General features: G+C 64.3%; 24 protein-coding genes and 2 pseudogenes. 17 read left to right on the top strand and 9 right to left on the bottom strand.

Translation table 11 applies throughout. The features are described from left to right. Positions 1-128: 128 nt before the first annotated feature. The 9 genes from DEU38_RS14080 (at position 129) to DEU38_RS14040 (ending at position 9135) form a co-directional block, all read left to right on the top strand. Positions 129-1337 (top strand): ABC transporter substrate-binding protein, encoded by a 1209-nt coding sequence (locus DEU38_RS14080; RefSeq protein WP_181818777.1) that lies wholly within the window; start codon positions 129-131, stop codon positions 1335-1337. Positions 1338-1459: 122 nt separating this feature from the next. After that, positions 1460-2341 carry a branched-chain amino acid ABC transporter permease gene (locus tag DEU38_RS14075; protein WP_114722041.1) on the top strand — a complete coding sequence of 294 codons (882 nt, stop codon included), beginning with the start codon at positions 1460-1462 and terminating at the stop codon, positions 2339-2341. A gap of 3 nt (positions 2342-2344) precedes the next feature. Then, positions 2345-3469 (top strand): branched-chain amino acid ABC transporter permease, encoded by a 1125-nt coding sequence (locus DEU38_RS14070; protein ID WP_114722040.1) that lies wholly within the window; start codon positions 2345-2347, stop codon positions 3467-3469. Continuing rightward, on the top strand, positions 3466-4275 hold the full coding sequence (locus DEU38_RS14065; RefSeq protein WP_114722039.1) for an ABC transporter ATP-binding protein: 810 nt from the start codon (positions 3466-3468) through the stop codon (positions 4273-4275). The genes DEU38_RS14070 and DEU38_RS14065 overlap by 4 nt, the downstream gene beginning before the upstream one ends. After that, the gene (locus DEU38_RS14060) at positions 4268-5044 is read left to right on the top strand and encodes an ABC transporter ATP-binding protein (RefSeq protein WP_114722038.1); all 777 of its coding nucleotides are present in this window, start codon (positions 4268-4270) and stop codon (positions 5042-5044) included. The genes DEU38_RS14065 and DEU38_RS14060 overlap by 8 nt, the downstream gene beginning before the upstream one ends. Further along, on the top strand, positions 5041-5616 hold the full coding sequence (locus tag DEU38_RS14055) for an NADPH-dependent FMN reductase (protein ID WP_114722037.1): 576 nt from the start codon (positions 5041-5043) through the stop codon (positions 5614-5616). Before DEU38_RS14060 ends, DEU38_RS14055 begins: the two co-directional genes overlap by 4 nt. A gap of 2 nt (positions 5617-5618) precedes the next feature. After that, positions 5619-6767 (top strand): alpha/beta hydrolase, encoded by a 1149-nt coding sequence (locus DEU38_RS14050; protein WP_114722036.1) that lies wholly within the window; start codon positions 5619-5621, stop codon positions 6765-6767. Between the two features lie 2 nt (positions 6768-6769). Then, the gene (locus DEU38_RS14045; RefSeq protein ID WP_258557891.1) at positions 6770-8356 is read left to right on the top strand and encodes a long-chain-fatty-acid--CoA ligase; all 1587 of its coding nucleotides are present in this window, start codon (positions 6770-6772) and stop codon (positions 8354-8356) included. Continuing rightward, the gene (locus DEU38_RS14040) at positions 8353-9135 is read left to right on the top strand and encodes an IclR family transcriptional regulator (protein ID WP_114722035.1); all 783 of its coding nucleotides are present in this window, start codon (positions 8353-8355) and stop codon (positions 9133-9135) included. The genes DEU38_RS14045 and DEU38_RS14040 overlap by 4 nt, the downstream gene beginning before the upstream one ends. A gap of 103 nt (positions 9136-9238) precedes the next feature. Here DEU38_RS14040 and DEU38_RS14035 read toward each other — a convergent pair whose 3' ends face one another. The 3 genes from DEU38_RS14035 to DEU38_RS14025 all read right to left on the bottom strand — a co-directional run bounded on the left by DEU38_RS14035 (position 9239) and on the right by DEU38_RS14025 (position 10697). Then, the gene (locus DEU38_RS14035; RefSeq protein WP_397484717.1) at positions 9239-9598 is read right to left on the bottom strand and encodes a nuclear transport factor 2 family protein; all 360 of its coding nucleotides are present in this window, start codon (positions 9596-9598) and stop codon (positions 9239-9241) included. A 5-nt stretch (positions 9599-9603) separates the two neighbouring features. Further along, positions 9604-10176, bottom strand: coding sequence for a VOC family protein (locus DEU38_RS14030; RefSeq protein ID WP_114722033.1), 573 nt, complete (start codon positions 10174-10176; stop codon positions 9604-9606). 152 nt (positions 10177-10328) lie between these two features. After that, positions 10329-10697, bottom strand: coding sequence for a nuclear transport factor 2 family protein (locus DEU38_RS14025; protein ID WP_114722032.1), 369 nt, complete (start codon positions 10695-10697; stop codon positions 10329-10331). 389 nt (positions 10698-11086) lie between these two features. On the opposite strand from DEU38_RS14025, the gene DEU38_RS14020 reads away from it, so the two are divergent. The 5 genes from DEU38_RS14020 (at position 11087) to DEU38_RS14000 (ending at position 16865) form a co-directional block, all read left to right on the top strand. After that, on the top strand, positions 11087-11851 hold the full coding sequence (locus tag DEU38_RS14020; protein WP_114722031.1) for an SDR family NAD(P)-dependent oxidoreductase: 765 nt from the start codon (positions 11087-11089) through the stop codon (positions 11849-11851). 29 nt (positions 11852-11880) lie between these two features. Beyond that, on the top strand, positions 11881-12732 hold the full coding sequence (locus DEU38_RS14015; RefSeq protein ID WP_147283508.1) for a TetR family transcriptional regulator: 852 nt from the start codon (positions 11881-11883) through the stop codon (positions 12730-12732). A 311-nt stretch (positions 12733-13043) separates the two neighbouring features. Next, entirely contained in the window at positions 13044-14702 is a 1659-nt protein-coding gene (locus tag DEU38_RS14010) for a long-chain-fatty-acid--CoA ligase (RefSeq protein ID WP_114722029.1), read from the top strand. Between the two features lie 189 nt (positions 14703-14891). After that, positions 14892-15749 (top strand): aspartate/glutamate racemase family protein, encoded by an 858-nt coding sequence (locus DEU38_RS14005; protein ID WP_114722028.1) that lies wholly within the window; start codon positions 14892-14894, stop codon positions 15747-15749. A gap of 15 nt (positions 15750-15764) precedes the next feature. Further along, the gene (locus DEU38_RS14000) at positions 15765-16865 is read left to right on the top strand and encodes a nuclear transport factor 2 family protein (protein ID WP_114722027.1); all 1101 of its coding nucleotides are present in this window, start codon (positions 15765-15767) and stop codon (positions 16863-16865) included. A gap of 153 nt (positions 16866-17018) precedes the next feature. Here DEU38_RS14000 and DEU38_RS13995 read toward each other — a convergent pair. Further along, positions 17019-17386, bottom strand: a pseudogene (locus tag DEU38_RS13995) (acyl-CoA dehydrogenase family protein); the annotation flags it as partial. A gap of 268 nt (positions 17387-17654) precedes the next feature. On the opposite strand from DEU38_RS13995, the gene trxB reads away from it, so the two are divergent. Beyond that, positions 17655-18650 (top strand): thioredoxin-disulfide reductase, encoded by a 996-nt coding sequence (gene trxB, locus DEU38_RS13990; RefSeq protein ID WP_114722026.1) that lies wholly within the window; start codon positions 17655-17657, stop codon positions 18648-18650. 50 nt (positions 18651-18700) lie between these two features. Continuing rightward, positions 18701-19024, top strand: a complete 324-nt coding sequence (trxA, locus tag DEU38_RS13985; protein ID WP_114722025.1) for a thioredoxin — start codon at positions 18701-18703, stop codon at positions 19022-19024. 75 nt (positions 19025-19099) lie between these two features. On the opposite strand, the gene DEU38_RS13980 is transcribed toward trxA, so the two are convergent. Continuing rightward, on the bottom strand, positions 19100-19696 hold the full coding sequence (locus DEU38_RS13980) for a TetR/AcrR family transcriptional regulator (protein WP_181818776.1): 597 nt from the start codon (positions 19694-19696) through the stop codon (positions 19100-19102). Between the two features lie 97 nt (positions 19697-19793). Further along, positions 19794-20795 (bottom strand): LLM class flavin-dependent oxidoreductase, encoded by a 1002-nt coding sequence (locus DEU38_RS13975; protein WP_114722023.1) that lies wholly within the window; start codon positions 20793-20795, stop codon positions 19794-19796. Between the two features lie 451 nt (positions 20796-21246). Here DEU38_RS13975 and DEU38_RS13970 point away from each other — a divergent pair, with 451 nt between their 5' ends. Beyond that, a complete protein-coding gene (locus DEU38_RS13970) occupies positions 21247-21555 on the top strand; it encodes a hypothetical protein (protein WP_114722022.1) in 309 nt (102 codons plus the stop codon). Positions 21556-21837: 282 nt separating this feature from the next. Here the strand turns inward: DEU38_RS13970 and DEU38_RS13960 are convergent, their stop codons facing one another. From DEU38_RS13960 to DEU38_RS13950, 3 genes and pseudogenes are all read right to left on the bottom strand, one after another. Then, positions 21838-22995: an acyl-CoA dehydrogenase family protein gene (locus DEU38_RS13960; RefSeq protein ID WP_114722021.1), complete on the bottom strand. Its 1158-nt coding sequence runs from the start codon at positions 22993-22995 to the stop codon at positions 21838-21840. A gap of 20 nt (positions 22996-23015) precedes the next feature. Further along, entirely contained in the window at positions 23016-24017 is a 1002-nt protein-coding gene (locus tag DEU38_RS13955; protein WP_114722020.1) for a nitronate monooxygenase family protein, read from the bottom strand. A gap of 250 nt (positions 24018-24267) precedes the next feature. Further along, positions 24268-24360, bottom strand: a pseudogene (locus DEU38_RS13950) (3-hydroxyacyl-CoA dehydrogenase); the annotation flags it as partial.

Genomic DNA, 24360 nt, shown 5'->3' with positions numbered 1-24360 from the left:
TGACTGAAGGGCCGTGGAGCTGTTGAATGCACTGGAGCGCTGATTCGATGTGCGTCAAGTCACAGATTCCAAAAAGGGGTATTCAGATGGTCTCAAGGAAGGCGGTTCCGGTTGTCGCGGTCGCCGCAATGCTCGCGCTCACCGCTTGCGGTGGGTCCGACAGCGGCGCCGCCACGGGTGCCGGTGGCGTCAAGATGGGCGTCGGTGTGACCGACACCGAGATCAACCTGGCGCTGCTGTCCGACTACTCCGGTCCTCTTGCTCAGGCGGCCACCTCGGCCACGGTAGGCATGCAGGTGCAGGTGGACGCAGTTAACGCCGCCGGTGGCGTCTGCGACCGCAAGCTCGTCCTGCACAAGATGGACACCAAGTACGACCCTCAGGTCGCCACCCAGCAGTACCGCGCCATCAATAACAAGGTTGTGATGATGCCGCAGCTGGTTGGAACGCCGGCGATGATGGCCATCAAGGACAACATCGCGAAGGACAACATGCCCACCTTCGCCTCCTCGCTCAACACCGCCGCGATCAAGCTCGACAAGGTCTCCATCTACACGCCGCCCTTCGAGGTGGAGCTGATCAACGGCCTCGTCTGGGCCGCGCAGGAGGCCGGTGCCAGCGCCGCCAACCCGCTGAAGGTCGCTGTGATCACCCCCGCGGATGAGTACGGCGCGATCTACGCCGACGCCGTCAAGTTCGCCGCGGACAAGATCGATGGAGTGGAGGTGGTCGCCAGCCCTGCGTACACCCCTACGGACAACGACTTCACCGCTCAGGTCGCCGACCTGAAGAAGTCCGGCGCTCAGGTAGTGATCCTCGGCAACACGATGGCTCAGACCTCGAGCATCGTCGGCCAGTCGGCGCAGCTTGATTTCAAGCCCAAGTGGGTCGGCTACTCGGCTGCCTGGAACGCGGCGCTGGCCAAGCCGCTCGCGGGCCTGCTGGACAACTTCTACGTGTCCGCCAGTTACGGCGTGCTCGCTGACGAAGTCCCGGGTATCGCGGACATGAAGGCGGCCTTGGCCGAGTACGCGCCGAACGAGGCGCCGAGCAACTTCCAGGTCGTCGGCTGGCTCAGCGGCGTGGCAACCCAGGCAGTGCTCGAAAAGGCCTGTGAGAACAAGGACCTCACCCGCGACGGCGTGCTGGCGGCGATGGAAGGCCTCGAGATCGATTTCGGTGGCATCCTGCCTGCCGTCAACCTCCAGGATGGCGACTCGATTGTCAGCTACGAGACGCGGATGAACCGGGTCGATGCCGCCGGGATGATGATCCCGGTCGCAGATTTCAAGGCCACCGACGAGGCGAAGGCCTGGGGAGCCGCGAACGGCTTCTAGCCGAGCGTCGAGGTGCCCGCTTCCTCAGGACGGCGGGCGCCTCGACGTCACGCTAGTACTACACGCCACTCGTCTAGATCCCCAGTGCCGCACAATGTTCGACCAAAGGAGTAGAAGGGGAAATGTCGCTCTTCTTACAGCTCGGCTTCCAGGGCATTGCCCTGGGAATGGTCTACGGACTGATCGCCCTCGGGTTCGTGATCATGTTCAAGGGCTCGCACACATTCAACTTTGCCCACGGCGAGATCGTGGCGCTGGGCGCCTACTCCGTGTTGGCCTTGATGGCCTTCATGCCCTGGGGGCTGGCGTTCGTCATCGCGGCCGTCATCGTCGTGGTCCTGGGGGTCCTGATCGAGGCGGTCTTCCTCCGACGCATGGTCGGCAAATCCGTGACCACCGTCGTGCTCGCGACACTGGGCATCTCGATCATGCTTCACCAGGCGATCCTGATGATCTGGGGCGTCGGCACACACGGCTCGGCGGGCCCCGTCGGCTCGGGCACAGTGAATGTCGGCTCCGTGGTGCTGCCTTGGAGTGGCATCGTGACGATCGGCACCTCCGTTGTGGTCCTCGCTGGACTGGCCTACTTCTTCCAGAAGACCCCGTACGGACTGGCGCTCCGCGCGACCGCCAGTCATCAGGAGGCGGCGCTCGCACAGGGAATCGACGTACGGCGGATGTTCGCCCTCTCATGGGGACTCGCGGCCTTCCTCGCCGTGGTGGCCGGCGTCTTCCTGGCGTCCTTCCCCCGGGTGGTCTCGCCGTCCTTGGGCATCGTGGCGCTGCTGGCCATCCCCGCGATCGTGATCGGTGGCATGGACTCGCTGGTCGGCGCGATCGTCGGAGGTCTGATCGTCGGCCTGATTCAGGTGATGGGGTCCTACTACCTGTCGGACATCGGGGGCGGCCGACTGCACGAGGTCCTGCCGTACATCGTCATGTTCGCCGTGCTGGTGGTCCGACCGTACGGACTCTTCGGCAGTAAAAGCGTTGAAAGGGTCTGACCGATGACAACAACTCTCGAACCCGCACCCATCGACGATGACACCGCAGGTGGTCCGGCCGACGTCGTGCGGACCAAGAAGCGAAGCACGCGTGTGTGGGTTGCGGTGTGGGTCGTGGCGATGCTGCTGGTGCCGTGGGTCGTGCAGTCCGACCTCTGGATGGGCGTCGGAATCTTCGCGCTGATTGCGGCAGTCGGCGCCCTCGGCATGCAGGTCATCACCGGATTTGCCGGTCAGATCTCGATGGGCCACGCGGTATTCATGGCGATCGGTGCTTACACCGCAGCCTGGCTGGGAGTCGATGAGGGACTGCCGGTCTGGCTGTGGTTGCCCGCAGCCGCTGTGGTTGCCGGACTCGCCGGTGGGGTGGTCGCTCCTGCAGCAGTGCGCATCCGCGGGCTCTACCTGGCGGTTGCGACGTTGGCCCTGATTTTCATCGGCACGTACGTCTGGGAGACCTGGACCAGTATGAGCGGTGGTGTCAATGGTCGGACGGCCCCTGCGGTCGAGATCAATGGGCAGGACTTGCTGGACGGTTACTGGTCGTCGGGAGGCGAGGAGATCCTGACCTCGTTCCAGGCTTGGTGGTACTTCGCGCTGGCAGTGCTGCTCGTCGTCACCGTGCTGACCTGGAACCTCAAGCGCTCGCGGCTCGGTCGCGCCTTCATGGCGGTCCGAGATCGGGACATCGCCGCAGGCGTGGCCGGGATTCCTGTGACCAGGACCAAGGTCGTCGCCTTCGTCATCTCCTCGGCCCTCGCCGGTGTTTCCGGCGCGCTGCTGGTCTCCTACATGGGCTACTTCACGCCGAGCCAGTGGACGATGATGGTCTCTGTCGACTTCATCGCCATGGTCGTCATCGGCGGTATGGGCTCGGTCGCGGGCGCGATCCTCGGCGCATTCTTCATCAAGGCGATGCCTGAGATGGTCAACGTGGTCTCGCCGTACCTTCCGTTCGTCTCGAAGGACGCGAGCGCCGACGGCGGCATCACGGCGCCCCTGCTCTCACAGTTCCTGTACGGCCTCGTGATCGTGCTGGTCCTCATCTTCGAGCCCAAGGGTTTGGTCGCACTCTCCAAACGACCTGTCGACTGGATCCGAGCCCGAATCTCCGGAGGTAGCAAATGAACTCGCTGGTCATCGACAGCCTCAGCGTCCGGTACGGTGCAGCCTCGCTGGCGCTCGAGGACGTGAGCCTCACGGTTCCCCAGGGCGAGATCGTCAGCCTCCTCGGGCCCAACGGTGCCGGCAAGTCGACGCTGATGCGCGCGGTCTCGGGTCTGCTCGGCGTGCACGGCGGCGTCGTCGCCGCGGGCAAGGTCGAACTGCTGGGTAAAGACGTCACCAACGAGCGCTCGTCGAAGCGCGTCAAGGCGGGGCTCGCGCAGGCGCTCGAGGGCCGGCAGGTGTTCCCCGGCCTGACCGTGGCCGAGAACCTCGCGAGCGGCGGCTACGTCCGGCGCTATCGCAAGGCCCAGGAACTCGAGGCGCGGGAGCGGGTGCTGCACCACTTCCCGCGTCTGGGCGACCTGATGGCGCGCAAGGCCGGTTACCTCTCGGGCGGCGAGCAGCAGATGCTCGCGATCGGGCGGGCGATGATGTCCCAGCCGAAGGTGCTCCTGCTCGACGAGCCGAGCCTCGGTTTGGCGCCGAAGATCGTCGAGGATGTCCGCGACGTGATCGTCGACATCAACAAGGAAGGCACATCCATCCTGCTCGTCGAGCAGAACGCGGCAATGGCTATGGCGATTGCCCAATACGGATATGTCCTCGAAGGCGGCCGCGTGGTCAAGGAGGGCAAGGCGGAGGACCTGCGCGGCGACGCGGAAATCGCAGAGCTCTACCTGGGCGCGGCGGCCGTGGGCGCAGCCGAGTCTGCGCCCACAGCGCCGGCCACGGGAATCGAAACCGAAGGAGCGATCCAGCATGTCTGAGACGCGTGCCGACCTGTTGGAGGTCGAGGACCTTTCCCTGAGTTTTTCCGGTGTGAAAGCCATTGATGGCGTGAGCTTCTCGATCGCCGAGGGCGAGCTGTTCTCCGTAATCGGTCCGAACGGCGCGGGCAAGTCCTCGTTGTTCAACTGCATCACCGGCGTGTACGCACCGCAGTCCGGTTCGGTGCGCTTCGCGGGCGCGGAGATCCTCGGGTTGCCGGCACACAAGATCGCGAAGAAGGGCATCGCCCGGACCTTCCAGAACGTGGAGGTCTTCCCGGCCATGACGGTGCTGGACAACCTGTTGCTCTCGCGGCACAACGCGATGCGCGCGGGGGCCCTGGAGAACATGCTGTGGCTGGGCCGCTCTGCGCGCGAGGAGAAGGCCGCGAAGGAGAAGGTTCGCGAGGTCGCGGCCCTGATGCAGATCGAGCATCTGGCCGACACCCCCGTCGGATCGCTGCCGCACGGCACGCAGAAGCGCATCGAGTTGGCGCGAGCGCTGGCGATGGAACCGCGGCTGATCATGCTCGATGAGCCCGTCGCGGGTATGAACCACGACGAGACCGCCGAGATGACCGAGACCATCGTGCAGGTGAACCGAGACCTGGGCGTGGCCATCCTGCTCGTTGAGCACGACATGAAGATGGTCATGGGCATCTCGAACCGCGTCTGCGTCCTCAACTTCGGTCAACGAATCGCCCTCGGCAAGCCCGCCGAGGTTATCCGCGACGAAGCTGTCGTCGCGGCCTATCTAGGAGCTGCATGATGAAAGACGGAAAGTTTGTAATCTGCGCGATTGCAGGCAGCCTCCGCGCGGACTCGTGGAACCGCAAACTCATCGAGGCGGCCGCGGCAATGGCGCCCGCCGACGTCGACGTGCGGATCACGAAGCTGCTGGGCGAGATCCCGATGCTCAACGAAGATGATTTCGGTAACGAGGCAGAGAGCGTCCACGCGCTGCGCGCCGAGGTCGAAGCTGCTGATGCCCTGCTGATTGCGACGCCGGAATACAACGGCGGCATCCCCGGCGTCCTGAAGAACGCGCTCGACTGGCTTTCGCTGCCACTGGGCCAATCGGTGCTCGAGCGCAAGCCGGTGGCGCTCATGGGCGCCACCCCCGGCCGCCTCGGCACAGCGCGCAGCCAGTTCGAACTGCGTCACACCTTCGTCTTCTCTCGGTCCCCGGTGTTGCCGGGACCCGAGATTCTTCTCAGTTTCGCGCCCAATCACTTTGACGAGCAGGGCCGGCTGACGGATCCCATCGTCCTCGAACGGGTCGATTTGATGTTTACGCACCTGAAGAAATACGCAAGTCTCAATGAATACGAGGTTGTCTAACCATGACCGGCGCTACCACCAGCCCGAACGTCCACAAGGAATTCGTCAGCAGCGAGTCACCGGGTGCGAAGCGCGCGGGGGCCGGCGGCTATCCGTGCCAGGGGATCTACTACACGCCGGCCGGCAAGAAGCCGCGCATCGCGATGATCGCTACGCATTACCAGATTGATTTCTCGGAGCATTACGTCGCCGAGTTCATGGCTGAGCGCGGTGTTGGATTCCTGGGCTGGAACACCCGCTACCGCGGCTACGAGGAGCTCTTCAATCTCGACCAGGCCCTGGTCGACATCGGCGTGGGCGTCCGCTGGTTGAAGGAACATGCAGGTGTGGATCAGGTTATCCTGCTCGGCAATTCCGGCGGCGGGTCGCTGATGGCGGCTTACCAGGCGCAAGCCGTCGAGCCGTGTATCCGCCCCGCCCGTGACATGGAACCGGCAGTGGGCATCAATGAGCTCATCCCCGGTGACGCCTACATCTCCCTCGCCGCGCACGGCGGCCGGCCTGATGTGCTGACCTCGTGGCTGGACGCAGCCGTCGTCGACGAGAACGACCCGACGCTGACCGACCCCGAACTCGACCTGTTCAACCCCGAGAACGGCCCGCCGTACTCCGAGGAGTTCATCGAGCGATACCGTGCTGCGCAGGTTGCTCGCAACCACCGGATCACCGCCTGGGCCAGGGAAGAGCTCGCCCGGGTCACCGCCGCCGGCTACTTCGACCGGCACTTCGGTGTTCCGCGTACCTGGGCGGACCCCCGCATGGTCGACGCGACGATGGAGCCGACCAATCGGCCTGCGGGCGAGTGCTACCGCGGCTCGACCGCTGTGGCAAACCGCGGCGACCGCGGCATCGGCGCCGGGAGCACGCTGCGGAACTGGCTGCACATGTGGAGTCTCGAAGAGTCCCAGTGCCGCGCGGAAATGCACATGGAGAAGATCACCGTGCCGGCGTTCGTCATCAACCCCGACGGTGACACGGGTGTGTTCCCCAGCGATGCGGACGCGCTGTACAACGCCATCGCCAGCACCGACAAGCAGCGCAAGGACCTGCCGGGCGATCACTACTTCGTCGAGCCGGCCGGCGCCCGCGAGAAGGTCGCCGAGGTCATGTGCGACTGGATCGCCGAGCGTTTCCCCAAGGAACAGTGGTGACGATGAGTGGCGAGATGGAAGAGCTGGAATTCGCTCGAAAGCAGCACTGGGTCAACCAGGTTGACCGGCATGCGTTCGAACGCGGTGATTTGACGGCGATTGTCTTCGGCGACCGCCGGATCACCTGGGCGCAGCTCCAACAGCGCGTGGTGGCCGTGTCCTCCGCACTCGCCGAGCGTGGTGTTGGTCGTGGGGACCGGATCGCGTTGCTGATGGGCAACCAGGCCGAGTACTTCGAGATCATGATTGCCGCGAACCGCATCGGCGCGATTGCCGTGCCGATCAACTTCCGGCTGAGCGTCGGCGAGGTGGCGTTCACGCTCGACGACAGCGGTTCCGCCATCCTCTTCGTGGACGAGCAGACGAGCGCCACCGGAATCGCCGCGTCCGCGGAGGCCGCGGGCCAGGTCCTGGTCTTCCAGCTCGGTGAGGGCATCGACGAGAGTGCTGACGGCGTTACGCCGTACGACGTCCTCGTCGCCCACCCCGGTTCGCGCGCCGCGATCGCCGTGACCGAGGAGTCGGAGCCCGCACTGCTCATGTACACCTCGGGCACCACCGGACGACCCAAGGGCGCCGTGCTGACGCATCGCAACCTGGCCGCGCAGGCGGCCACGAACGTGATGGCGTTCCGCTTCGAAATGCACGACGAGGTCAGCCTCTGCGCCGCGCCGCTGTTCCACATCGGCACCCTCGGCCTGGTGGCGCCGGCGATCCTGATGGGCGCCACGATGGTCGTCATGCCCAGCGCCTCCTTCGACGCGGGCGCCCTCCTCGACGTCGCGGAGCGCGAGCGGGTCACGTCGACGTTCCTCGTACCCACTCAGTGGCAGGCGGTCTGCGACGAGCAGGAGCGGGTGCCGCGCGACCTGTCCAGGCTCCGTGTCAGCTCCTGGGGTGCGGCGCCGGCCAGCGACACCCTGCTCCGCAAGATGGGCGAGGTTCTGCCGGGCGCGGCGAGCCTCGCGCTCTTCGGGCAGACCGAGATGTCCCCGGTGACGTGCGTGCTGGAGGCCAAGGACTCACGCCGCAAGCTCGGCTCCGTCGGGCGCCCGGTGCCCGGGGTCTGGGCCCGAATCGTCGACCCCGACATGGTGGATGTGCAGCCCGGTGAGGTCGGGGAGATCGTCTACCGCGGCCAGGGGCTCATGTCCGGGTACTGGAACAATCCGGAGGCGACGGCACAGGCGTTCGCCGGTGGCTGGTTCCACTCCGGTGACCTGGTGCGGATGGACGACGAAGGCTTCATCTATGTCGTGGACCGCGCGAAGGACATGATCATCTCCGGCGGCGAGAACATCTACTGCGCCGAGGTCGAGAATGCGCTGGCCGGGCACCCCGACATCGCCGAGGTTGCCGTGATCGGCAGGGCCCACGCGACTTGGGGCGAGACCCCCGTCGCGGTGGTCGCGCTGAAGCAGGGCGCGGCGGATCTGACCATCGAGGAGTTGCGAACCTGGGCGGGGGAGAGGTTGGCCCGTTACAAGCTGCCGACCGACCTCGTGATCGTTGATGCGCTGCCGCGAAACGCCTCGGGCAAGGTCACAAAGAACGAGTTGCGCACCCCGGCCGTTACCCTACCTGCGTGACTGCAAAGGAAGATGCACCTCCGAATCGTCCGCAGTACCCGATCGAGTCTGTCGACAATGCGCTTCGGATCCTGCTGCTGCTCGGCGATCGTCGCAGCATCCGGCTGACCGAGGTGAGCGAGTATCTCTCGGTGGCTTCGTCGACTGCGCACCGGCTGCTGGCGATGCTCCAGTACCGCGGTTTCGTTCGTCAGGTCGAGGGCTCGCGGGCTTACGAGCCGGGTCCGGCGCTGACCACGATAGCGTTCGCGGTCCTGCGCCAGACCGACGTTCGGGCGCGCGTGCACCCGGTCCTCGAGCGGCTCTCGGCCAGCCTCGGCGAGACGGTCCACCTGGCCCGTCTCGACGGGAACACGGTGACCTTCGTGGACTCGGTCGAGAGTGCTCGGGCGGTGCGCGTGGGATCCCGCATGGGCATGACGATGCCTGCGCACTGCACATCGTCGGGCAAGGCCCTGCTCGCCACGCTGGACGACAGTGTGGTGCGCGAGCTCTACCCCAAGGAGAAGTTGACGGGGGGCCTGACCTCGCACTCGATCACCAAGCGGTCGGTTCTACTGCGCCGGCTCGCGGAGGTCCGCCAGGTCGGGTTCGCCACGAGCGACGAGGAGTCCGAGGACGAAGTCGCGTCGGTGGCGGTCTCGCTCGGCGAGTACGGTGGGGCGCGCTACACGTTGAACGTCTCCACGCCCAAGAGTCGGATGTCCGACGTGACCCGCGAGGAGATCGCCGCCGCACTGACCCAGGCGGTGGACGAGGTCGCTGCGTTCTTCCTGTGATCTCGGGATAGAACGAATCTTCCTGCGCGGCAAGATAAGGCACGGAAACAGCCCCGCCGATCGAATCGATCGGCGGGGCTGTTTCTCTTGATCACGTCTCTATTCAGGCAAAGACCTTGCGAAGTTGGCCGGCGTCCAGGTATTCCTCGATGCGGCGGACCTTGCCGCCGTCGACGAACACCCGGAAGATCGTGGGGACGTTGACGGTCTTGTCCCCGATAGTCGCCCGGATGACGTGCTGACGCACAAAGCCGTCCTCGAGGGCGGTACAGCGGGCTTCGTCGTAGCCGAAGTCGTCGTAGCGGGTGGGGATGCCCGAGAGGATGCGGAGGTTGTCCTCACGGGACTGCTCGGCGTTGTCCCAGTTGTGCCAGATCTTCACGTCCGCGTGATAGATCTCGTCGAGGACGGCGACATCGCCTCGGCTGAGGGCGGTGAACATCTTGTCTGCGAGCGCGAGCATCTCACTCACTTGGCAGCAGCCCCAACCGGAGCGCCGAGGCCGCCGTCCGCGGTCCGGGGCGCGTGCGCGACGTCGTCCTCGCGCAGCTCACGTGTCCACGCCGCGAACTCGAGCAGAATGCCGTCCGGGTCGAAGAAGTAGATCGACTTCACGAACGTGGAGTCGCTGTCCTGGAGGCTGATCCCGCGCTCGGACTTGTCGTGGTTGAGCATCGGTCCGGTCTGCACACCCTTGGCCTCGAGCTTGGCCTTGTACTCGTCGAACTTGTCGAGCGGGATCTTGAACGAGACGTGGTTCATCGAGCCGTGCGCCGACGCGATCTCCTTGCCGATACCGGGGATGGCCGCGGGCGCCGCGATACCGGGGGCGTGCGGGGCAGCGTCGGCGAACCAGAAGAACGCGATGAACTGGCCGCCGCCCATGTCGAAGAAGAAGTGCTGGCCGCCGCCGGGCAGGGAGAGCGTCATGGACAGCTTCATGCCCAGGACGTTGGTGTAGAAGTCGACGGTGCGCTCCATGTCCTGGCACACCAGCGCCAGGTGGCACACGCCACCTAGTTCGAATTCCGTGTTTGTCATGTCACATTCTCCTCGCTGCGTGGCGGCCGTCTCGCCGTCTTCTCGGCTCGACGGTAGGTCTGAGTGTTCGGATAGTCAAGATCGATCGATCGCTAAGTAGCGAACGGTGGTTTGATCGTCGTGGCGACCGGCGCCCGGTGTCGCGGGTCGGGTCAGCTGAACACGGCGCTGAGCTGGCCGCGGTCGAAGTACTCCTCGATGCGGTGGATCTTGCCGCTCTCGACGTACACGCGCAGGACCGCGGGGACGTTCACGGTCTTCTTCCCGACCGTGGCCTTGATGACGTGCTGACGGAGGAAACCGTCCTCGAGGGCGGTGTGGCGGATGTCCTCGTAGCCGAAGTCGTCATAGCGGCCGGAGATTCCCGCGAGGGTCGCGAGGTTGTCCTCACGGGACTGGTCGAGGTTGTCGAAGTTGTGCCAGACGGTCACGTCGTCGCGGTAGAAGCCGGCCACCGCGTCGATGTCGCCGTCCGAGACGGCGTTGAAGAACTGGTCTGCGAACTCGAGGATATCGCTCATTGGAGTACTCCTGACTAGGCGCCGTAGGTGGCACTGAGCTTGCTTACGGGTGCATGAGAGATGTTGGCGTTGCGCAACTTGCGGGTCCGGGCTACGTACTCGAGCACGATGGCGCCTTGGTTGAGGAAGTTGATCGACGGCGCGCAGGTGGTCCCACTCCTGGGTCCTGCGGCCGCCGGCTCGCACTCGCCTTGTCCTGTGACACGCATCGCTCGGATGTCTCACGAAGACCGTATTGCCGTCCGTTTGGTTCGTCAAGACCTATCGATCGCTAAGTTTCGAACGGATGGGTGACCATGCTATTGACGACGATCCATTCGGCATGCGACGCTGCCGTGGCAGAGATTGCTTCTGCTTGACAGAATTGGCGCGTCGGAGAGGGTGTCGGAGTGACTGGTCGTAACCGTTTCGAGGCCAAATCTGTAATCGTCACGGGCGCCGGATCCGGCATCGGCCGCGAGACGGCACTGGCCTTCGCCAGAGAAGGTGCCCTGGTGACGGTGGCCGACATCAACAAGGTGGGTGCGCAGGAGACTGTGTCGGCAATCGAGGCGGAGGGCTGCACCGCGCGGGTGTCGGTCGTCGATGTCGCCAACGCCGCTTCGGTCGAGTCGATGGTCGAGGAAGCGGTCGACGCATATGGCCGCATCGATGTTCTCCACAACAATGCCTACTGGGCGCCGCTGAACCGCAGCGTCGTCGACACCACCGAGGAGGAGTGGGACCAGGCTCTGGCGGTCACCCTCAAGAGTGTGTGGCTGGGTTGCAAGTATGCGATCCCGCATATGGTGAAGGGCGGCGGCGGCGCCATCGTGAACACCGCCTCCACTGCGGCGTTCATCGCGGGCCCCTCGTTCGCCGCCTACATCGCGGCGAAGGGCGGTGTGCTCGCACTGACCCGTTCGGTCGCCTACGACTTCGGCAAGCAGGGCATCCGGTGCAATGGCGTGGCACCCGGGCTTATCGAGACGCCGGCCACTGAGGACGTCTTCAGTGACCCGGCCCGGGTTGGACCCATCCGCGCGCATCAGCTCCTGGGCCGCCATGGTCAACCGGGGGAGATCGCCCAGGCAGTGCTCTTCGTCGCGAGCGACGATGCGGCATACATGACCGGACAGACCATCGTTGTGGATGGTGGTCGTCTAGCCGGGTGATCGCGTGTCGGCGGGATACCGTGGTGCTCATGGAGCGGTCGGGACGAATCGGTGGGGAAGGGCTGGGCGCCAGGATTCGCGCGGCGCGTATCGAGCGCGAGGTCGGGCTCCGGCAGCTTGCTCAGCTGGTCGGCATGAGCCCGTCATCTCTGAGTGAGTTCGAGAACGGGAAGAGCCTGCCGGGTCACGAGCGCTTGCAGGCTCTCTCGGCCGCGCTCGAGGTGCCGCTGGATCTGCGTCCGCCCGAGCCCGCCGGCCCACGGTTCGACGACTGGCGAGACTTCGAGCCGCTGGACCTCCCTCCGGTCTTTCGAACGGCGCTGGATGTCTTTGTGGAGGTCGGCTACCACGCTGCCACCGTCAGGATGATCGCCGACCGGTGCGGCTTGTCGATGGCCGGCGTCTACTACCACGTGGAGAGCAAGGACGTTCTGCTCACTGAATTGCTGCAAGGCGCGATGGCCGAGCTGATAAGCCGATGCGTGGCTGCAGACGCCGAAGCGGATTCACCCGCTGAACGGTTGGCGAACCTGGTCGAGTGCGTGATCCTTTTCCACACGTACCGCCAGGCCTCGGCGGTGCTTGCGTCCACTGAGTTACGGTCGCTCGACGAGTCCGGCCGATCGCTGCACCTCCAGGCACGGCTGCAGGTCCGGGACATTGTGCAGGCAGCAGTGGAGGCCTGCCGTGATGCGGGGCGGGTCGGAACCGTGCCGGCGTCATCGACCGCCACTGCGATCGTCACGATGTGCGTTGCCGTGGCCGATTGGTACAAGCCTGGCGTAAGTCCGCCGCCGCACGAGATCGCACGGGAGTACACGGACCTTGCGCTGGCCATGGCCGGCGCCGGCCCGTCGGGTCTTTCGCGTTCGCGGGACTGACGAAGCAATGCGAGGCGATTCGTCGGCTCCACGCTGCAGTGCTCCACGCAGTGTCGGATGGTTGAGAGTTTCCGGGCGGCTTCAGCTTTCGACCTTCGTGTCTTGACTTGCGTTGTTGGCCTGTGCAACTCTGGATAAGAGAGATGCTCTGCCATGCAGAATAATGCGGTGTCTGGGTGGTCAGTCCCACGGAGTATCAAAGCCCAGGGTGCCCGTGCAGGTGCGTGAATCCCGCATCGTGGGCAGGGCCCTAGGCGTCGTCGGTGGGCGCGAGCAGCACCAGTAGGACAACCGGATCTGAGGAGCGCGCAATGACCGCGATTGTCAAGGGGCACCCGTCGACGAACGACGACTCGTATCAGCTCAACACGACCACGCTGATCCGTCATTCGGCCCGCAACTACCCGGAGCGCGAGATCGTCTATCGCACCGGCGACGGGGGATGGGACCGCTACACCTACGCCGACGCCTACGCGCGCATCAAGCGGATTGCCAACGCGCTGACCGGCCTGGGCGTGAAACCCGGTGATGTGGTGGGGATCCTGGACTGGAACAGTAAGCGGCATTTCGAGCTCTACTGGGCCATCCCGGGCACCGGAGCGGTGATGCTGCAGATGAACCTGCGCCTGGCGCCCGAGGACGTGGGGTATGTCGCGACCCACGGTGGCGCGTCTGTCGTCCTGGTGGACGAGAGCCTGCTGAGCGTCGCGGAGTCGGTTGCGCCGTTTGCGCCGGAGGTCACCTGGGTGGTGATGTCCGACAAGCCCCTCTCGGAGATCGCCACCACGTTGCCGAACGTCCGTCATTTCGAGGACCTGGTGGCGAAGGCGTCCCCGGAGATCGACTGGCCGATGATCGACGAGAGCTCCGCCTACAGCGCCTGCTACACCACTGGCACCACCGGCCGGCCGAAGGGCGTGTACTACTCGCATCGAGCGATCTACCTGCACACCCTGACGCAGGCCTCGTCTTACGGGATGAGCGCCTCCGACGCGGTCATGCTGATCACGCCGATGTTCCACAGTCAGTCCTGGGGTCTTCCGCAGTCTGCCGTCTACGTCGCGGCCAAGATTGTTCTGCCCGGTCGCTATTCGGCACAGGACACGGACATGCTGGCAGACGTGATGATCGCCGAGAACGTGACGGTCGCGAACGGCGCCCCGGCGATCTTCCAGCCGATGCTCGACTACATCGAGACGCTCGACGTCAAACCGGACTTCAGTCGCACCCGACTGCTGTCCGGCGCCACCGAGCCCGCGCTCTCGCTCATGCGTGGGTTCTACGACTTGACCGGTGCCGATTTCATCCATGCGTACGGGGCTACCGAGACTGCGCCGATGGCTTTCGTCAACTACGGCCGCAAGGTGACCTTGCAGGGCAAGGTGACGGAAGACGAATGGTGGAGCATCAAGCGCTATCAGGGTCTTCCCGCGGGCGGTGTCGATGTGCGGATCGTAGATCCGGAGGGCAACGACTTGCCGCACGACGGCAACAGTAAGGGCGAGGTCCTGCTGCGGGGACCGTGGATCACCGCGCGGTACCACAAGCTTGATGACGACGCCGACAGGTTCCTCGACGGTTACTGGCGCAGCGGCGATATCGGGACCATCGATCAGAATGGCTACCTCAAGCTCGCGGACCGGCTCAAGGATGTCATCAAGAGTGGCGGCGAATGGATTTCGTCGATCGACATGGAGAACGCGATCATTGCCCATCCTCGGGTGGCTGAGGCGGCGGTGATCGGTGTCGAGCACCCGAAATGGCAGGAACGTCCGGTCGTGATCATGGTGACCACGGACGGCGAGGAAGTTCCGCTCGCCGAGATCCACGAGTTGCTTCAGGGTGCGTTCGCCAAATGGCAACTCCCTGACACGATTCTGTACGTCGACGAGCTTCCGCGTACAAGTGTCGGAAAGCTTGACAAGAAGGTCATGCGCGTTCAGCACGGGGACCTCTACCGAGGCGCGTAGTTCTGTCTCCAGGCCCGAGCAGTGCGATTGTCGCACTGCTCGGGATTTGCTGTATCTGTGTGTTGTACAAGTCTTTCCGGCCTTTCGAGATAGGGATACTTCTTCTTCGTCGTAGAAACACTTTCTGATAGCCTCCTCACAGGAGTCGCTGGAAGTGGCTCGAATCACCTCGCAGTCAGGGAGACTCAGTTGACCAAGCGGATCGCATATCTCGAAATGAATACCGGCCAGCAGAAGAGCCCGGTTCCCGATCGCCTGATCGCGCCCGGGTACTCCGTCGAGTCGGTGTACACGGAGATCCGAGTGACCCCGATCGACGCGGTCGACCTCCTGCTCTCCGATGTCGTCTACGCGGAGGCTGCAATGCGGGCCGCTCGCGACGGGTGCGCCGGAGTTCTGATCGGCGGGGTTCCGGACTACGGTCTGGCAGCCGCGCGCGCCGCCTCCGACATCCCGGTGGTCGGTAGCGGTGAGGCAAGCCTGCTGGCAGCAGCGGCTCTCGGCGAGAAGTTCAGCATCGTCACGATCTGGCCGGAGACGATGGACTTCGTCTACGAGCGTCTCCTGCGCGATAATCCTGTTGGACGGCAGTGCATCTCGGTACGCTACGTCTCAACCCACGCTGAGCAGAGCACTCTGGCTGATGAAGACAACTTCCTCACCCAGATGAAGGCCGGACGCGAGGACATTATCGAGCGCATCCTGGCCGAGATCGAACTCGCAGTGCAGGACGGCGCCAAGTCGGTCATCCTTGGGTGCAACTGCATGAGCCCGGTCGCCGAGATCCTCGCTGCCCGCTCGAGCGTCCCCATCGTGGACCCGACGACGGCCGGCTACCGCCAGCTCGAGACGCTGATCGAGCTCGGCTTGCGCCCGGCGCGGGATCCGCGGGTGCCGCGATCGGAGCGTCAGGAGCTCTTCGCCGAGATGGTTCAGGCGGCGGACGGCGCGCTCGGCGCCGATCAGGAAGACTGCCCGGTGTGTGTCCTCAATGACGACGGCACTGCTTCGTGCGATCTGCCGGCAAACGTGCCCGCCGAAGCGTAGGAGGGGCAGAGATACATGAGTACTGCGTACACGCTCGAATCAGTAGCTGCCCGAGCCGAAATCGAAGATGTCATCCATCGGTACTGCCATGCGACGGATCGTCGGCGTTGGTGGTTGATGGACTCGGTTTTCCACGAGGACGCAACCTGCCGATTGTCATCGATCGGCGGAAGCTGGCGCGAATTCGTCGCACAAGGCTCCGCACTTCTCGAGCCGGTCGAGGCGACGCACCACCAGGTCGGCAACATCATGATTGCTTTCGAGGGGAGCGTCGCACACGTCGAAACGTATGTGACCGCATTCCATGCCATTCCGCATGATGCGCCTGTCGGTGGTGGTTTCGGTGGCACAGGTGAGGCGTACGAAGTCATGCTCGGCGCTCGCTATATCGACCGATTCGAACTCCGCGACGGTCGCTGGCGGATTGCGGACCGACGCCTGCTCACGGAGTGGCGCAATCACCGTCCATCGCGGGAAGGCGGACTTGCCGCTGTCTCGGGGCAGGCGAGGGGACAGCGAGAGGACGGCATCTCGGGATCGGTCGTCGAGGCCTGGCGCACAAACGATCTCGGTCGAGTAGAAGCCAGTCGGCTTGTCGACCGTGCGGAAATCGCCGATGTTGTCAACCGCTTCTGCCACGCAGTGGATCGGAACCGATGGGAACTGATGGCGAGCGTATTCCATGAGGACGGGAAAACTGTCTTCATCGGAAACGAGCTGCCTTGGCAGAAGATGGTGGAGAACGCGCGGGTGTCGATGGGCTCCCTCGAGCGGACCCATCATCAGACGGGCAACATGCTGTTTTCCTTCGACGGTGACGTCGCCGAAGTGGAAACCTACGTCACCGCCTATCACCGAGTTCCGCCGACTGCTCCCTCAACTACGTTCTGGGACGGACGAAGTGAGGATTACGAGGGCGTTGCAGGTGGTCGATATATCGATCGATTCGAGCGCCGTGACGGTCGCTGGCGCATGGTCGAGCACCGAACCTTTGTCGAGTGGCGTCATGACCACGGCGTCGCGGAAGGCTCGTTGGCTCAAACGCCGTCGAGCATGCGAGGCCAGCGTGGAGATGCCGACGCATCACTTCCGGTGATAGCCGCGCTGCTGAACTGATTGTCGTACTGCTTTGACGTGCAACGAATGAGCGCCGGTGAATCACCGGCGCTCATTCGTTTCAGGGCCTTCGTCAGTTCTTCGCGATATCGCGACCGATGATCTCTTTCATGATCTCGGCTCGAGTCGTTGGCCCGCTATTTCGCCTGTGCTGTCGAAGGCATAGGCCTTGGTCCACTCGTAAGCGGCCCGTGCGGTTACATTGCACTGACAGCGTTCGAAAGCCGTTCACGGGGAGGCTTTTCCATCAGATGGATGAGGCCACTGCCCTCGGTGCCGAGGAGGTTGGCTGCCGGAACTCGAACGTTGTCGAACGACTACTCCGCCGTGTTCTGGCCGGCGAGACCCACTTTGTGGAGTTTTCGGCCGCGGGCGAATCCAGCCATCCCGCGTTCGACGACAAGAAGGCTGAAACCGTGTGATCCTGCGTTGGGATCGGTTCGGGCGGCGACGATCGCGATGTCGGCATGGATGCCGCTGGTGATGAATGTCTTCTGACCGTTCAAGATCTCTTGTTGCCCTGCTGGGCGGTCGCGGTGGCGTCCCTCTTGTCGTGGAGTTTTTACTTAGCGCTCGCTATAGAGGTATTGTGGGTCGCTATAGACAGCCGAAGATTCCGGGAAGCCGGGCACCGTTCATCCGAGAGCGTGTCAGCTGTTCGGAAGGTCGAATGATCTTGCTGGGCAACTCGTTCGGATGAGTCAAATCTGATGCGACGAGCTCGCGACTCCGTCAGTATCGTGCGGCCCGCTCGAACTTCCCCCATGTCGCCCCCTGAAAGAGGCCCGCATGACCACTCCGTCCACGGTCCATGACGTCATCATTGTCGGTTCCGGCCCCGCCGGATACACCGCCGGCGTCTACACCGCGCGCGCTGAGCTCGCGCCCCTTCTGTTCGAGGGAACCCAGTTCGGTGGCGCCCTCATGACCACCACCGAGGTCGAGAACTTCCCCGGATTCCGCGAAGGAATCATGGGCCCCGACCTCATGGACCAGATGCGGGAGCAGGCCCTGCGCTTCGAGACCGACATCCGCACCGAAGACGTCGACGCGATCGACCTGAGCGCACCGATCAAAACCGTCACCGCGAACGGCGAAACCTACGCCACGCACGCAATCATCCTCGCGATGGGCGCAGCCGCCCGTTACCTCGGCATCCCCGGTGAAGAACGCCTCCTCGGCCGCGGCGTCAGCGCCTGCGCCACCTGCGACGGCTTCTTCTTCCGCGACCAGGACATCGTCGTGGTCGGCGGCGGCGACTCCGCGATGGAGGAGGCCACCTTCCTCACCCGCTTCGCCCGCTCCGTGACCCTCGTGCACCGCCGCGAGGAGTTCCGCGCCTCACGCATCATGCTCGAACGTGCCAAGGCCAACGAGAAGATCCGCTTCATGACCAACACCGAACCCGTCGAGGTGCTCGGCGAGAACAGTGTCACCGGACTCGAGGTCCGCGACACCGTCACCGGTGACACCTCCACCCTCGACATCACGGGCATGTTCGTCGCCATCGGTCACGATCCGCGCAGTGAACTCGTCAAGGGCCAGGTCGAGCTCGACGACGCCGGCTACGTCCGCGTCGCTCCGGGCTCCACCGCGACCTCCGTCGGCGGCGTGTTCGCTGCCGGTGACCTGGTCGATCACACGTACCGTCAGGCCATCACCGCTGCCGGCACCGGATGCTCCGCGGCGATCGATGCAGAACGCTGGCTTGCCGATCGTGGGGACATGACCGCCGACACGCTCGACGCTGCCGGTCACAGTGTCGATGTCGTCGGCGCTCCCTGACCTCTGATCGCTTTACCTTTACGCTCGTTCCCAACCCTCGAGGAGTAACCGTGTCGAATACCGTCACCATCACCGACGATTCCTTCAAGCAGGACGTCCTGGCAAGTGACAAGCCTGTTCTGGTCGATTTCTGGGCTACGTGGTGCGGTCCGTGCAAGATGGTTGCTCCGGTTCTCGAGGAAATTGCAGGTGAGAACAGCGAGAAGTTGACCATCGCGAAGCTCGACATCGATGCCAACCCGGCCTCCGGCCGCGACTTCCAGGTCAAGTCGATCCCGACGCTGATCCTGTTCAAGGGTGGTAAGCCGGTCAAGACGATCGTCGGTGCGAAGGGCAAGGCTGCGCTGCTCAAAGAACTCGCGGACGTTCTCTGACCTACCCCGTACACGCTACGGATCGCAATCAACGAATGATCGCCGGTGAATCACCGGCGCTCATTCGTGCTCAGGTCATTCGATTCCCAGCGCACGCGACCACAGGTAGGTGAGGGTGTCGATCGCCTCGTCATCCGACCCAGGTCGCCCAATCCCTCCTGCATCCATGCCCAGCCACAGATAACAACTGTGTTCGAGCATGGAGGAGAGCGCTGATGCGGCGACATACGGATCCAGCTCCGGATCCACTAGCCCTTCTCGCTGAAGCACTTTGACTCGTCCGGCAATCTGCTTGACGCCTACCTCGCGAATCTGCATCCATGCTTGCAGGAACTCGTCCTCGACCGACGCCGCGTGCGTGATTCCGACCAATTCAGGAAGGAACTCGGTGTAGGTGCGCCAGAACACGGCGATGGCCGATCTCAGTGATTCCGAGGTGTACACGCCCTGCTGATCAGGGTTCCCCTGATCGAGGACGCGGCTCAAGAAGTCCTCCAACATCGCGTGGAGGATCTCCCGCTTGTTGTCGAAGTAGTTGTAGAGCGTGGCCGGAGACTTGCCGGCCTCGTCAGCGATATCGGTCATCCTGGTATTGAGATAGCCGTCGCGCTTGAAAACGGTGCGTGCAGCGGTCTTGATGAGCTGTGCGGTCTGCTGCCCCTTCGTGCCCACGTGCTGGTGCCCGGTACTCGTTGTGTGCACCTTGATGGCCCCTTCGATCTTGTCGCTGCAGTCCTGGTTTGTATCGATATCGCTGACGGGGATGCATTTACAGCTTGGGCATGACCTCGGCGGCGAACAGCGCCATCGTGTCCATGAGCATCTCGTGCGGGAGCCCACCCACGTCGAAGACCGCCAGGTGGACGTCGGGATCGATGATCTCCTTGAACGTGTTCATGCGCTCGACAACCTCTTCGGGGCTGCCGCACATAGCCGTTCCCTCGATCAGTTCCTCGTAGTTCACGGGGGACTTGCTGCCGAGCAGTTGGCGTGCCCACGTGACATACCCGGTCAGGTAGGGGCGCCACTGCTCGCGTGCGGTCTGGCTGTCAGGTGCGACGTGAACGTAGCTGCAGGAGCCGACCACCGCCTGCTTGCCCTGCTCCTCCATGAGCTCGCGGTAGATCTTCACGAGCGGGCCCCAGGTGTCGATGCGGGCAAAGATGCTCGGCAGCATCAGGGGCAGCCCTTGTGCGGCCGTGCGTCGGACGGACTCCTCGGTGGTGCCGGTGCCCATCCACAAGCGGGGCGCGCTCGCGAGCGGTGAGGGCTTGAGCTGTACGTTCTCGAGCGGTCCGCGGAACTCGCCGGACCAGTCGAAGGGCTCCTTCGAGTTCCAGAGCTGATCCAGCAGCTGGACCTTCTCGCTCATGATGGCGTGGCCCTGCTTGGGGTCCAGACCACCGAATGCCGCGTAAGTTTCGGGGTTGATGCCGCGTCCGACGACGATCTCGGCCCGACCTCCGGACAGCTGGTCGAGCGTTGCGAAATCCTCTGCCACGCGGACCGGGTCCGAGGTGGCCAGCAGGGTCACGGCAGTGGCCAGCCGGATCCGCTCGGTGCGCTCGGCAATTGCAGCGAGCATGAGCTGCGGTGAAGAGATGATGTAGTCGTTGAAGTGGTGCTCTCCCAGCGCGATCATGGAGAATCCCAAGCTCTCCGCTTCCACCGAACTGTCGACGATGGAGCGCAGACGCTCGCCCTGTGAAGTGCGAATCCCCGTGTGCGGGTTGGGTAGGTGGTCGCCGAGGCTCATGACGCCCAGTTCCATGTGATGTTCCTTCCAGTGGTGCCAGTCACAATAGATAAAAGTGACGTTAGTTTTAGTTTTACGTCACGTCAAGACCTTCGGCGAAGATCTTGGGGGCAAGGTCGCGCGTGTCGATGACGCCGAAAGGCGCTAGGACGCTGGGACTCTCGAGTTGGGGTATGTTCGGCGACCGGACTCGCAGTCCCGGGAGGCGCGGATAGCAGGGCGAAGGGCAACGGATTGGAGGGTTTGGGGTGCGTCGTGGCGCGGGACGACGCACCGGCCGCTGAAGTTGGCTCCGCCACTTGAGTTTCGAAACAAGGTCGGCTTAGAGTCGCGCACGCATCGTCCCCATGGGGCCCCTCCGGGAGTCGCGCCTCGCGGCCGGAGGCGGTCGTGAGACCCCGGGCGCGAGCGAACCTCGGCAGGAAAATCCCGGCCGTCCCAGCACACTCAGGATTGAGGAGCAGTCATGCAATTGGTGGTAAACGAGTTCGGTGCGGTCCTGTTGGAGGATCGGGACACCTTCACCGACTTTGCGGTGCGTGCGCCGGCCGACTACGAGATCGTTCGGGTTGGAAAGGCTCTCGAGGCTGCATGGGTGGGGGAGGCAGTCGATGGGCATGCCTGGATATCCGCCGCGGCGGTCGCACGACTGGCCGATGCGGATGGTGCCGGTGACGATTGGCGGACCGGCTTCCAGGCAATGCGGGAGTACGCGCGAGGGAAGGGCTGGGTGCGAGCCGACGGAGCGATCCGGGCCCACATCGAGCATTACTGACGAGCTCTGGGCGCCGGACGGGCCGACAGACAGCACTGGGCGTGCACATGGCAGGTCGCCGTGTGCACGCCCAACGGAACCGCTGCTCGCCGGATGTACGGCCTCAGAGGCTCGATCAGACCAGGGCCGTTTTGTTGTTGAGAACCAGACCGTCGCGGGGCCAGTCGAATCGGAGTAGCTTTCCGGTGCTCGACGCAGTGGCGTACGCCGTCCGTATGTAGCCGAAGTCCGGCGATCTCCCTCCGCGCCGGATGCCCGCCGGTGTGGTTCGGAGAGTTCGTGTCACCGGAACTCGGCGGCGATATCCCGGCCGATGATCTCCTTCATGATCTCGGTGGTACCGCCGTAGATGGTCTGGATCCTGGAATCGACGTAGGCGCGGCCGATCGGGTATTCCATCATGTAGCCGTAGCCGCCATGCAGTTGCACGCAGCGGTCGATGACACGCTTCTGGAGTTCGGTCGCCCACCACTTGCTCATCGACGAGTCCACTGCAGTGAGCTCACCGGCGTTCAGCGCGAGAATGCTGCGGTCGATGTGTGATTCGGTGACCTCGATCTCCGTCCGCATTTCAGCGAGCGCGAAGCGGGTGTTCTGCAGATCGCCGATCGGCTTTCCGAATACCTTTCGCTCGAACACGTAGTTCTTGGTCCACTCGTAGGCGGCGCGGGCGGACGTGATGGCACTCACGGCGATCGAGATTCGCTCGAGCGGCAGATTCTCCATCAGGTGGATGAATCCTGCGCCCTCGGTTCCGAGCAGGTTCTCGGCCGGCACCCGGACGTCCTCGAAGACCAGCTCTGCGGTGTCCTGGCCGGCCAGTCCGACCTTGTGCAGCTTTCGCCCGCGCGTGAACCCGGGGGTGTCACGCTCGACGACGATCAGTGAGAAGCCCTTCGAGCCCGCCTCGGGATCGGTCCGGCACACCACGATTACGACGTCGGCATGGATTCCGTTGGTGATGAATGTCTTCTGGCCGTTGATCACCCATTCGTCGCCGTCACGTACCGCAGTGGTCCGAATGCCCTGGAGGTCCGAACCGGCACCGGGCTCGGTCATCGCGATCGCGCCGATCACCTCACCGGCGGCCATCCCGGGCAGCCAACGGGCCTTCTGCTCGACGGTGCCGAGGTTCGCGATGTACGGGACGACAATGTCGTCCTGAGTGTTGATCCCCGTTCCGAACGAGGTGGTGCCTGCCCGCGCGACTTCCTCGAAGACGACCTGGCGGAAACGGAAGTCAGTGACGCCGGCCCCACCGAACTCCTCCGAGATGCCGAGTCCGAGGATGCCGAACTTGCCGGCAGCGAGCCACGCCGAGCGGCTGATCAGCCGCTCTTGCTCCCACCGTTCGTAGTTCGGCTCGATCTCGCGTGCCAGGAACTCGCGAACCGTCTCGCGGTACGCCTCGTGGTCGGCTTCGAACTGGGTGCGCTGCATTCTCTTTGCTCCTCGCTGGATCAGGCGCTGACGGTGTGGGTTCCCCGGTCGCTGCCGATCAGCCCGGCGAGGCGCTCGGAGATCAGGGCCTCCGCGTCGGCGACGATGCGTTCGACGAGTGCGCCTGCGGTGGGGATGTCGTGGATGATGCCCTGGACGGTGCCGACGGTCCAGATCCCGGCCTCCGGGTCGCCGTTCTCGTAGACGAGCCGGCCGCGGGCCCCGGCGACCAACTCGCGCACGTCCTCGAACTGTCCACCGCGGTCGAGAATCTCGACGACCTCACGGCTGACGGTGTTGCTGGCCACCCGTGCGGTGTTGCGCAGCGGCCGGAAGATCAACTCGGTGTCCGTCTCCGTCGCGGCGACGATCGCTTCCTTGATGGTGCGGTGGATCGGGGATTCCTCGGTGCACATGAAGCGGGTGCCCATGTTGATGCCGTCGGCCCCGAGCGCGAGGGCGGCGACGAGGCCGCGACCGTCGCCGAAGCCGCCGGACGCGATCATCGGGATGGTGATCTGTTCGGCGGCGGCGGCGATCAACACCAGACCCGGGACATCGTCCTCGCCGGGATGTCCCGCGCACTCGAAGCCGTCGATGCTGATGCCGTCGACGCCGGCGTCCTGGGCCTTGATGGCGTGCCGGACGCTGGTGCACTTGTGCAGCACCTTGACCCCGGCGGCGTGGAAGTGGGGCAGGTGCGGTGCGGGATTGGAGCCGGCGGTCTCGACGATCTTGACGCCGGATTCGATGATCACCTGCCGGTATTCGTCGTAGGGCGGCGGAGTGATCGCGGGCAGGATCGTCAGGTTCACGCCGAACGGCTGGTCGGTCAGCTCGCGGGTGCGGGCGATTTCCTTGGCGAGGTCGTCCGGGGTGGGCTGGGTGAGCGCGGTGATCATGCCCAGGGCGCCGGCATTGGCCACGGCGGCAACGAGTTCGGCGCGGCCGACCCATTGCATGCCGCCCTGCACGATGGGGTGGCGGACGCCGAAGGTTTCGGTGAAGGCGGTAGACAGCACAACTTCTCCTCGCTGTACAGGTTCTCGATGATCGGTCAGGTAGCCGATCCTGTCGGGCCCGATAGAACGGACTCGATGCCGTCGGTGGCCGGTTCGGTTTCGGGGAGCGGACCGCTGCTGCGTGGAAACCGCGCTCGCTCAACGTTTCCGGTGCGCTGTCGAGAATGGGGCCGAACCGCAGGGAACCGAACAACCGCAGAACTCACGGTCGTCGGATCCTGCCGTCGGCCCCATCCTCACCTCGAAGTGATCAGCGCGGGGCCATGCGGATGGCGCCGTCGAGGCGGATGACCTCGCCGTTGAGCATCGGGTTGGAGACGATGTGTGCGGCGAGTGAGCCGTA

It is taken from the genome of Rhodococcus sp. AG1013, assembly GCF_003350365.1.
Taxonomy (GTDB): Bacteria; Actinomycetota; Actinomycetes; order Mycobacteriales; family Mycobacteriaceae; genus Prescottella.
This window is presented reverse-complemented; position numbering and strand designations above follow the sequence as displayed.